General features: G+C 60.3%; 9 protein-coding genes. 4 read left to right on the forward strand and 5 right to left on the reverse strand.

Annotated elements, in window-relative coordinates; translation table 11 throughout:
• Window positions 1-19 precede the first annotated feature (19 nt).
• Both AB4N44_RS27740 and ycaC read left to right on the forward strand, forming a co-directional pair.
• On the forward strand, window positions 20-1,858 hold the full coding sequence (locus tag AB4N44_RS27740) for an amidohydrolase (protein WP_460111210.1): 1,839 nt from the start codon (window positions 20-22) through the stop codon (window positions 1,856-1,858).
• Between the two features lie 70 nt (window positions 1,859-1,928).
• A complete protein-coding gene (gene ycaC, locus AB4N44_RS27745) occupies window positions 1,929-2,552 on the forward strand; it encodes an isochorismate family cysteine hydrolase YcaC (RefSeq protein WP_007913541.1) in 624 nt (207 codons plus the stop codon).
• Between the two features lie 273 nt (window positions 2,553-2,825).
• Here ycaC and AB4N44_RS27750 read toward each other — a convergent pair whose 3' ends face one another.
• On the reverse strand, window positions 2,826-4,253 hold the full coding sequence (locus AB4N44_RS27750; RefSeq protein WP_460111207.1) for a mechanosensitive ion channel domain-containing protein: 1,428 nt from the start codon (window positions 4,251-4,253) through the stop codon (window positions 2,826-2,828).
• A 108-nt stretch (window positions 4,254-4,361) separates the two neighbouring features.
• Window positions 4,362-5,384 (reverse strand): alpha/beta hydrolase, encoded by a 1,023-nt coding sequence (locus AB4N44_RS27755; protein ID WP_460111204.1) that lies wholly within the window; start codon window positions 5,382-5,384, stop codon window positions 4,362-4,364.
• 161 nt (window positions 5,385-5,545) lie between these two features.
• Between AB4N44_RS27755 and AB4N44_RS27760 the strand changes: the two genes are divergently transcribed.
• Window positions 5,546-6,445, forward strand: coding sequence for a LysR family transcriptional regulator (locus AB4N44_RS27760; RefSeq protein ID WP_127926645.1), 900 nt, complete (start codon window positions 5,546-5,548; stop codon window positions 6,443-6,445).
• 1,594 nt (window positions 6,446-8,039) lie between these two features.
• Here AB4N44_RS27760 and AB4N44_RS27765 read toward each other — a convergent pair.
• The 3 genes from AB4N44_RS27765 to gspG form a co-directional block, all read right to left on the reverse strand.
• On the reverse strand, window positions 8,040-8,540 hold the full coding sequence (locus AB4N44_RS27765; protein WP_460111201.1) for a hypothetical protein: 501 nt from the start codon (window positions 8,538-8,540) through the stop codon (window positions 8,040-8,042).
• Window positions 8,541-8,605: 65 nt separating this feature from the next.
• Complete coding sequence (locus AB4N44_RS27770; RefSeq protein ID WP_460111199.1) at window positions 8,606-9,793, reverse strand: type II secretion system F family protein; 1,188 nt, start codon at window positions 9,791-9,793, stop codon at window positions 8,606-8,608.
• A gap of 14 nt (window positions 9,794-9,807) precedes the next feature.
• Entirely contained in the window at window positions 9,808-10,236 is a 429-nt protein-coding gene (gene gspG / locus AB4N44_RS27775) for a type II secretion system major pseudopilin GspG (RefSeq protein ID WP_095124788.1), read from the reverse strand.
• A gap of 205 nt (window positions 10,237-10,441) precedes the next feature.
• Here gspG and AB4N44_RS27780 point away from each other — a divergent pair, with 205 nt between their 5' ends.
• Entirely contained in the window at window positions 10,442-11,050 is a 609-nt protein-coding gene (locus AB4N44_RS27780; protein WP_095124787.1) for a lytic transglycosylase domain-containing protein, read from the forward strand.
• Window positions 11,051-11,071 lie beyond the last annotated feature (21 nt).

The following is an 11,071-nucleotide window of genomic DNA, read 5'->3' on the forward strand; positions in this document are numbered from 1 at the left end:
CTTTGCTTGAGGAACTGCGATGAGCGCCGATCTGATTTTATTCAATGGCCAGTTTCACACCGTTGACCGCACCAAACCGCTGGCCAGTGCCGTGGCGATCACTGACGGCCGCTTCGTCGTCGTCGGCAACGACAACCAGGCCATGGCCCTGCGCGGGCCGAACACGCAAGTGGTCGATATGCACGGCCGCTGCGTGATCCCCGGGCTCAACGACTCGCACTTGCACCTGATCCGTGGCGGTTTGAACTACAACCTCGAATTGCGCTGGGAAGGCGTGCCGTCGCTGGCCGACGCGCTGCGCATGCTCAAGGATCAGGCTGACCGCACGCCGACCCCGCAATGGGTGCGCGTGGTCGGTGGCTGGAACGAATTCCAGTTCGCTGAAAAACGCATGCCAACCCTCGAAGAAATCAACCAGGCCGCACCGGACACCCCGGTGTTCATCCTGCATTTGTACGACCGCGCGCTGCTCAACCGCGCCGCCCTGCGTGTCGCCGGTTACACCCGCGACACGCCAAACCCGCCGGGTGGCGAGATCGTTCGCGATGCCAACGGCAACCCGACCGGCATGCTGGTCGCACGACCGAACGCGATGATCCTGTACTCGACGCTGGCCAAGGGGCCGAAGCTGCCGCTGGAATATCAGGTCAACTCGACCCGCCAGTTCATGCGCGAACTCAATCGCCTCGGCCTGACCAGTGCAATCGATGCCGGCGGCGGTTTCCAGAACTACCCGGACGATTATCAGGTGATCGAGCAACTGGCCAAAGATGACCAGTTGACCGTGCGTATCGCCTACAACCTGTTCACCCAGAAGCCGAAAGAAGAGCTGAGCGATTTCCAGAACTGGACCGGCAGCGTCAAGTTGCATCAGGGCGATGACTTTCTGCGGCACAACGGCGCCGGCGAGATGCTGGTGTTCTCGGCGGCGGACTTTGAAGACTTCCTCGAACCGCGCCCCGATCTGCCGCAGACCATGGAAGAAGAGCTGGAGCCGGTGGTGCGCCACTTGGTGGAACAGCGCTGGCCGTTCCGTTTGCACGCCACTTACAACGAATCCATCAGCCGTATGCTCGACGTGTTCGAGAAGGTTAACCGTGACATTCCGTTCAACGGTCTGCCGTGGTTCTTCGACCATGCGGAAACCATCACCCCGCAGAACATCGAGCGCGTGAAAGCGCTGGGCGGCGGTATCGCGATCCAGGATCGCATGGCGTTCCAGGGTGAGTACTTCGTCGACCGCTACGGCAAGCAAGCCGCCGAGGCGACGCCACCGATCAAGCGGATGCTTGCCGAAGGCGTACCGGTCGGCGCCGGCACTGATGCCACGCGGGTGTCCAGCTACAACCCGTGGACCTCGCTGTACTGGATGGTCAGCGGTCGCACCGTCGGCGGTCTGGCCTTGTACGAAGAAGGTCTGCCGCGCACCACCGCACTGGAACTGTTCACTCATGGCAGTGCCTGGTTCTCCTCGGAGCAGGGCAAGAAAGGCCAGATCAAGGTTGGGCAACTGGCGGATCTGGCGGCGCTGAGCGCGGACTTCTTCCATGTCGAGGAAGAAGCGATCAAGTGGATCGAATCGGTCATGACTGTGGTCGGCGGCAAGATTGTTTATGCCGCCGACGACTTCGAAGACCTCGGCCCGCGTTCGATTCCAGTACTGCCGGACTGGTCGCCGGTGGTGAAAGTCCCGGGCCACTGGCGGCCGAACTCGCCATTGCAGGCGCAGGTTCACCAATGCAGCGGGCCGTGCGCGGTGCACACCCACAGCCATGAAAAGGCACGGATGTCGAATGCGCCGGTCAGCGACTTCGCCGGTTTCTGGGGCGCGTTTGGCTGTTCCTGCTTCGCTTTCTGATTTCCCCTAAAGCGCTGGCCATCCGGTCGGCGCTTCACGCTTCATCCATCCGTCCATCAGGAGTTTCCCCATGAGCGTTCCTTACACACGTCTGAACAAAGATGACGCGGTTGTACTGCTGGTCGATCACCAGACCGGCCTGATCTCGCTGGTCCAGGATTTCACTCCGAACGAATTCAAGAACAACGTGCTGGCGCTGGGCGACATCGCCAAGTTCTTCAAACTGCCGACCATCCTGACCACCAGTTTTGACGCAGGTCCCAACGGCCCGATCGTGCCTGAATTGCGCGAGCAGTTTCCGGATGCGCCGTTCATTCAGCGCCCGGGGCAGATCAATGCCTGGGATAACGAAGATTTCGTTAAAGCAATCAAGGCTACCGGGCGCAAGCAACTGATCATTGCGGGTGTGGTGACTGACGTTTGCGTAGCGTTCCCGACCTTGTCGGCTATTGCTGAAGGTTATGAAGTGTTTGTGGTGACTGACTCGTCGGGCACTTTCAACACCACCGTGCAGCAGGCGGCGTGGGCGCGGATGTCGGCGGCGGGTGCACACTTGCTGAACTGGTTCTCGGTGGCGTGCGAGCTGCAGGGTGACTGGCGCAATGATATGGAAGGTCTGGCGCATCTGTTGTCGGAGCGTCTACCGAACTATCGCAATTTGATCAACAGCTATACCAAGTTCACTGCCAAGTAATCGGCTGATCCTGAAAAGCCCCTCACCCTAGCCCTCTCCCGGAGGGAGAGGGGACTGACCGAGGGGATCTTTCGAGGTACGCCGACGTGCGATACCGAGCCGAACTCCGGTCTTGAAAACCCCGGAGATCGGCTTCTTTCGTGGTACGTCGACCTGCAATACCGAGTCGAACACCAATCTTGAAATACATGGAGATCGGCTCCCTTTCCCCCTCGCCCCCCTGGGGGAGAGGGCTGGGGTGAGGGGGAGGCTTTTGATCTTGATCTTGCCGCTTCAACGCTTCTGCAACCAACCCAAAAACCCACCTTTCCTCACCGCCACCGGTTTGCCCATCAACGCGAGGCGACTGTTCTGCTGACGCACCGCCTGCAACTTGTTCAACGCCCGACCCACCTCCGTGCGCTGTTCCATGCACTCACGAGTCAGGCTCTTGTCGAGACGATAAATGATGCTCGACGTCAACGCCGTGAACGTCGCCTGCGACGGCGTATCCGCCAGAATGCTCTGCTCGCCCATGACCTCACTCGGCCCCATCCGCCCGGCCTCGACCTTGCTGTCGCCGTCCGCCACGGTGGCACTGACCACCCCGGTGGCAATCACAAACAGACTGTCCGGCACTTCGTCCAGATCCAGCACTACCTGGCCCGCCGCGTACTGCTGCGCAACCATCGACTCGGCGAGGCGATCTCGTTCCTCACTGCTCAGCGAGCGGAAGATTTTCACCTCATCGAGCAACGCGCGGGCGCGGGTCGAGGGTTCGATCACGCCATCCGGATGCCGCGAAATACCCGCTGCTTCGAGATGCCTGTGGGCGAGGTCGAACAGTTGATTGCGCACTTCGCTTTTCTTGCCCAGATCGGCGATGAACCCGCTGGCGACGTATTCCGACATGGTTTCGCCGGCCTCTTTCAACACGGCTTTTGGCGCCGGGCTGAGAAGAAGAGAGCTGCTGCCCTGCAAGGTGCGATCAAGCGCATCGAGTACCCGACGCGGGCGGATGTGATTCGGCACCTGAATGCTGATCGACACGCCGTGCATGTTGTTCGGGCGGCTGAGGTTGACGATCTTCGCCTTGGCCGCCACCGAGTTTGGCACCACGGCCATGGTCCCGGCGCTGGTCAGCAGGTGCGTGGCGCGCCAATCGATGTCGAAGACCTTGCCTTCGACGCCGTCGATCACCACGAAATCATCCACCTGATAGGGCTTGGTGGTGTTGAGCACAATCCCGGAAAAAACATCGGCCAAGGTGCTTTGCAGCGCCAGACCGACAACGATGGCCACCACACCGGACGTCGCCAGCAAGCCTTTTACCGGCAGCTCCAGCACGTAACCGGCTGCGGCGACAGTAGCGACAAGAAACACCAGTGCGCCGATCACGTCCTGCAGCAAGCGACCGCTGTGACCGATACGGCGCATCAGCGCCAGCCCGATCACTTCGGTCAACACGCGCGCAGCGTACAACCACCAGAGAATCCCCAACGCCGTTGCGCCCAGTTGTGCGACCCGGTCATCGACGAACACCGGCGCTTGCAACGGACTGACACCGGCGTTGATCACCAGCGCGGTGAACGCCAGAAACAGCGCCAGCCGCACACCGACTCTCGGGGCACGATGGGTGAAGGGCGTGAAGTGCCAGAGCATGGCGTCGAGCAGCAGCAGGGCGGCGCTCCAGGACAGCAGGTGGGTGTAGAAAAGGGTCATGACCGAAGCTCCGCAGTGTCTGCCAATAAAAAGATCGCAGCCTGCGGCAGCGCCTACAGAAAATTGCATTCCAATGTAGGAGCTGCCGAAGGCTGCGATCTTTTGCTGTTAAGGCTGCAAGTGGGTTTTCAACTCAGCCGCCGCCTGACGCACGGCCGCTTTCACTTCCGGAATCTGACTCAGCGGATTGAGCAAACCGAAGTCATGAATCATCCCGTTGTAACGCACCGAGGTCACCGCCACACCGGCCGCATCGAGGTGCCGCGCATAGCCTTCGCCTTCGTCACGGAGCACGTCGAATTCGGCGGTCTGTACCAGTGCGGCAGGCAGGCCTTTAAGCTGTTCGGTGCTGGCGTTGAGCGGCGAAGCGTGGATCTGCGCACGCTCGGCCGGGTTGGTGGTGTAGTTGTCCCAGAACCACTGCATCATGCCTTTGGTGAGGAAGTGGCCCTCGGCAAATTGCTGGTAAGAACCGTCGTCGAACTGCGCGTTGGTCACCGGCCACATCAGCAGCTGGAAGCGCAGCGCCGGGGCTTTCTGTTCCTTGGCCATCAACGCCACGACCGCCGCCATGTTGCCGCCGACGCTGTTGCCCGCTACCGCCAGACGCTTGCCGTCGACACCGATGTCCTTACCGTGCTCAGCCACCCATTTCGTCGCGGCGTAGGCCTGGTTGATCGCGGTCGGGTACTGCGCTTCCGGCGACGGCGTGTAATCGACGTACACCGCAACCGCGCCAGAGCCCACCACCAAGTCACGAATCAAGCGTTGGTGCGTCGGGAAATCACCGAGCACCCAGCCACCGCCGTGGAAGAACATGAACACCGGCAACTCGCCTTTGACCTTGGCCGGCCGCACCACTTTCAGGTTGATCGTCTGGCCGTCGACCTTGATCGCCTTGTCGCTGACTTCAACGCCCGACAGATCCACGTTCACCGAAGCCTGGGCGCCGGTCAGCACCGCACGGGCGTCTTTCGGGCTCAGTTGCTCCAGTGGTTTGCCACCGCCGGCGGCGAGGGCGTTGAGGAAGGCCTGGGTGTTGTGTTCGACACCGCTGCTTTCGGCGGCGAAGGCATTGCCGATGGACAGGGCGAGGAGGGACGCGGTGAGGGTTTTCTTGACGATGTTCATGGTGGAAATCCTTTTGAATGTTTTTGAATTTTTATGCCTGGGTTGCGGGCTGCTGTGGCGCTGGGCTTCAGGCCTCAGCAACACCGTGAGCACAGATTAATGAGCTGCCGAAAAGTGAAAAAGCGGCTATAAAGCGTTTAACTGTCCACCAGAGAGTGACAATGAACCCGTTCGAAGACATGCGTATTTTTTGCCAGGTCATGGACTCCGGCAGCTTCACCTCAGCGGCCGATCAATTAGGCCTGTCCAAGCAGTTCGTCAGCCGACGCTTGATGCAACTGGAGGAGCGTCTTGGCGTGCGGTTGTTGAATCGCTCCACCCGGCGTCTGGACGTGACGCCGCTGGGGCAGAGTTACTACGAATCGGCATTGCGCCTGCTCGGCGAAGTCGAACAGGTGGAGCAGGGCATCGCCGGGCAAACCGCCGAGCCACGCGGGACGATTCGCTTGAGTGCGCCGCTGTCGTTTGCGGTGGCGCATCTGGGCTGTCTGTTGCCTCTGTTCTTGCAGCGCTATCGGGAGGTCACGGTCGAGGTGGACTTGAGTGACCGCCCGGTGGATTTGCTCGGTGAGGGCTACGATCTGGCGCTGCGCATTGGCGTGCTGGAAGACTCGACACTGATTGCCCGACGCATCGCGTCGATCGAACGGGTGTACTGCGCCAGCCCGGCGTATCTGGCCGAACGTGGCACGCCCCTCGAGCCGGAAGACCTGCATAGCCATGACTGTTTGCCGTACGGGCATAGTCGTTCGGTGCAGTGGCGCTTCAACGCGGGGCAGGGCAAGCCTGTGTTGGTCAATGTCACCGGGCGCATGCGCGTGAACAACGGCGAGTTGCTCAGGGACGCGGCAGTGCAGGGGATGGGCATTACCTATCTGCCGACTTTCATTGTCGGCGCAGCGTTGAAGGATGGTCGACTGGTGCCGGTGCTGGATGATCTGCGGCCGGAGCCGCTGACGCTTTCAGCCGTTTACCCGCAACATCGCCAGGCCTCGAGACCGGTGCAGGCGCTGGTTGAATTTTTGCGAGAGCGCCTGAACCATAGCCACGTCGCTCTCTGAGCCTTACGCAGATCAAAACTGTAGGAGTGAGCCTGCTCGCGATAGCGTTCTGTCTGTCACAGCTTCAGTGTCTGAATGACCGCTATCGCGAGCAGGCTCACTCCTACAATTGATGGTGGTCGTCTGCGGAATCTGCGCATGCCACAAAACCCTTGTGGGAGCGAGCCTGCTCGCGAAAGCGTTGTGTCAGTCAAAACATCATTGGCTGACCCACCGCATTCGCGAGCAGGCTCGCTCCCACATTTGATAAGGGTCTTCTGCGGAATCTGCGTACGCCACAAAGCCCTGTAGGAGTGAGCCTGCTCGCGATAGCGTTCTGTCTGTCACAGCTTCAGTGTCTGAATGACCGCTATCGCGAGCAGGCTCACTCCTACAATTGATGGTGGTCGTCTGCGGAATCTGCGTACGCCACAAAACCCTGTGGGAGCGAGCCTGCTCGCGAAAGCGTTGTGTCAGTCAAAACATCATTGGCTGACCCACCGCATTCGCGAGCAGGCTCGCTCCCACATTTGATAAGGGTCTTCTGCGGAATCTGCGTAAGCCACAAAACCCTGTGGGAGTGAGCCTGCTCGCGAAAGCGTTGTGTCAGTCAAAACATCATTGGCTGACCCACCGCATTCGCGAGCAGGCTCGCTCCCACATTTGATAAGGGTCTTCTGCGGAATCTGCGTACGCCACAAAACCCTGTGGGAGCGAGCCTGCTCGCGAAAGCGTTGTGTCAGTCAAAACATCATTGGCTGACCCACAGCATTCGCGAGCAGGCTCGCTCCCACATTTGATAAGGGTCTTCTGCGCAATCTGCGTACGCCACAAAACCCTGTGGGAGCGAGCCTGCTCGCGAAAGCGTTGTGTTAGTCAAAACATCATTGGCTGACCCACAGCATTCGCGAGCAGGCTCGCTCCCACATTTGATAAGGGTCTTCTGCGGAATCTGCGTACGCCACAAAACCCTGTGGGAGTGAGCCTGCTCGCGAAAGCGTTGTGTCAGTCAAAACATCATTGGCTGACCCACAGCATTCGCGAGCAGGCTCGCTCCCACATTTGATAAGGGTCATCTGCGTAATCTGCGTACGCCACAAAACCCTGTAGGAGTGAGCCTGCTCGCGATAGCGTTGTGTCTGTCACAGCTTCAGTGTCTGAATGACCGCTATCGCGAGCAGGCTCACTCCTACAATTGATGGTGGTCGCCTGCGTAATCTGCGTACGCCACAAAACCCTGTAGGAGTGAGCCTGCTCGCGAAAGCGTTGTGTCAGTCAAAACATCATTGGCTGACCCACCGCATTCGCGAGCAGGCTCGCTCCCACATTTGATAAGGGTCTTCTGCGGAATCTGCGTACGCCACAAAACCCTGTAGGAGCGAGCTTGCTCGCGAAAGCGTTGTGTCTGTCACAGTTTCAGTGTCTGAATGACCGCTATCGCGAGCAGGCTCACTCCTAAAATTGATGGTGGTCGCCTGCGTAATCTGCGTACGCCACAAAACCCTGTGGGAGCGAGCTTGCTCGCGAAAGCGTTGTGTCAGTCAAAACATCATTGGCTGACCCACAGCATTCGCGAGCAAGCTCGCTCCCACAGGTTTTGTGGTGCTTCTAAAAATCAGTTGGCGCGCTTGTCATCGCCCGGCTCTCCGCCGACATGTACGCCACGATCATCGCCGACTTCGCCCGCGCGGTGGACCCCGTGGTCATCACCGACTTCACCAGCGCGGTGGACGCCATGGTCATCTCCCGCTTCAGCATGGGTGCCGCTGCGGCCGGATGAGGCGCTGTCGCCCGAGTGCCCCGAGCCGTGGTCGCTGCCGCTGTGGCCACTGTTGCCACCGCCACCGCCACCGCCACTACCGCTGTTGCCGCCACCGCCGTGACTACCTCCGCCGCCACTTCCGCCCCCACCATTTCCACCGCTGCCACCGTGACCGCCGCCCCCGCCACTTCCTCCGCCGCCCCCTCCGCTACCGCCACCACTGCCTCCACCACCACTTCCACCATCCTTGGCATGAGCACTGGAAACCCCGGACAAACTGTCGGGAATCAGCACGGTGGACGCCGACAGAACTGCGCCGATGGCCATTGCGAGCACGAGCTTTTTAATGTGCATATCGTTCTCCGTCTTGTTGGGAACGTAAAAGTGTGTTGTTGCAGAGACCGGCCCCGTTCCCGAGGTCAGTGAATACTCGAAGCCAGTTCGAAAATCGGGATGTACATCAGGATCACGATGACCCCGATCAGCAGGCCGATAAACGTCATCAGCAGCGGTTCGAACAACTTCACGAACCACTCCAGCCAGCGGCTGATTTCCTCGTCGTAGAAGTCGGCGCTGCGTTCCATCATCTGCCCGAGGTTGCCCGACTGTTCGCCGGCCCGAAGCAGCCGTAACGACACTGGCGTCACCAGATGATTGAGCTCCAGCGCGGTAGACAGTGACTGCCCCTCGCGCACCCGCTCGCAGGCCTGATCCAGCCGCGTCCGCGAAGCGACGGTGAGCAAGCCGCGCACCATGCTCATGGCGGTCACCAGCGGAATCCCGCCTTGCAGCAGAATCCCCAGCGAACGATAAAACCGCGCCAGTTCATACATGAAAATCCGTTGATGCACGGCCGGCAGTTTCTCCACCAGTCGATCCAGACCACGGCGAAACGCCGGTTGCTTTTGCAGCACGGCGAGGGCGATGACAATCGCCGCCAACCCAGCGAAGAATTCAGCCTGATGCGCATGCAAAAACATGCCACTGCTCATCAACACCTGCGACAGCCACGGCAGGTTATCGCCCAAGCCTTCAAACACCAGACTGAAACGCGGCACCACATAACCCATCAAGAACAGCACCACGCCACCGCCGACTATCAGCAACAGCATCGGGTAGATCGAGGCGCTGATGATCTTCTGCCGCACCTCGTCCATGCGCTGGCGATAACTGACGTAACGGCCCAGCGCATCGCCGACCGCACCGGTCTTCTCGCTGGACTGCACCAGCGCCACGTACAACGGCGGGAACACCGCCGACAACTGGCCCAGCGCCTGCGAAAACGATTTGCCCTCGTACAGCAGGCGCACCAGCTCACTCAAGGTTTTCCGGGCAGCGGGGGCGGTTTCTTTTTCGGCGAGGCTTTCCAGCGCATCGATCAACGGTAGGCCGGCGTTGAGCAGCGTGGTCAGTTCCTGGCTGAACAACACCAGATTGAACGTCTCACGCTGGCGCAGTCGTAGCGAGCGCCAATGCTTGTCGGCGTGCGAGCTGAGCACACGTAAACCTTGATCCTCGGCAATGCGCCGCGCCTCGCTGTCACCCGGCGCCTCCACACTCAAGGACACCACGCCCGCCTTGCCGACCGCTTTCACATGAAATCGCATGGGCCGCGCTCCGCTCATTGCCAGTTGGTCACTTCGGCGTTTTCGCCTTCGCCGCCGGGCTGGCCGTCCTTGCCCATCGACAGCAAGTCGTACTCGCTGTTTTCGCCGGGGTAGCGGTAGGCGTAATTACGTCCCCACGGATCCTGCGGCAGTTTTTTCTGCAAGTACGGCCCTGTCCATTTCGCCTCGTCACTCGGCGCGATGACCAAGGCTTGCAAACCCTGTTCGGTGGACGGGTAGTGGCCGACTTCCAGCCGATAGATATCCAGCGCTTTGCTCAGCCCTTCGATCTGCGCCTTGGCCACTTTCACTTCGGAGCGACCGAGTTGGGCGAAGTATTTCGGCGCGACGATCCCGGCCAACAGGCCGAGGACCACCAGCACCACGAGCAATTCGAGCAGGGTAAAACCGCGTTGGCTACGCGGACGAAATTGCAGCTTCATGATGACCTCCCGTGAGTGGCAGCCGTGTCGCCAGAAGGGCTTATGCAATTGCCATGCTCAGCCCCACTGAAAATTACTGGATTGGCTGAAACCCTTGTAATCCGGGCATCTCCAGAGTCGGCACAGTGCTTGCGTATGGCTCAAACGTGATCGGCCATTGGGGCATTTCCCCCAATTTATCGGGGTCGATCCGGGGAGGCCCGACATGAAATTTCTCGCCAGCGGATTGCTCGGATGTGTGCTGCTCAGCGGCGCCGCGCAAGCCGATGTGTTCATTTCGGTGGACGCCAAGGGCAGCTATGTACTGTCCAACGTTCACCGGCCCGGACGCACTTACGAACGGGTGGTCCGCGAGGCTGAAATGCCTGTGGCCAGCCTCGATCAGCAGCCGCAAATGATCGCCAACCAGCCCTACGCGGAACTGGTTTCGGCGGCGGCCAAGGTCAATCAATTACCCGAGGCGCTGCTGCATGCAGTGATCAACGCCGAGTCTCGCTACAACCCCGGTGCCACTTCACCCAAAGGTGCGGGCGGGCTGATGCAGTTGATGCCCGACACCGCACGGGAGCTGGGCGTCACTGACGTCTACGACCCCAAGGCCAACATCCAGGGTGGGGCCAAATACCTCAAGCGCCTGATGACCCTGTTCGACAACGACATTGCCCTCGCCGTGGCGGCCTACAACGCCGGGCCAGACGCGGTGCTCAGCCGTGGCCGGGTGATTCCGCCGTTCGCCGAAACCCAGCGATATGTACCGAATGTGTTGCGTCAGTACCGGCGTTTGCAGGGCCTGGCGATGGACGCGCCGTTGTGACCCTAACCCGGTTTCCCCCAC

The sequence above is a fragment of the Pseudomonas sp. S3_C06 genome (genome assembly GCF_054667675.1).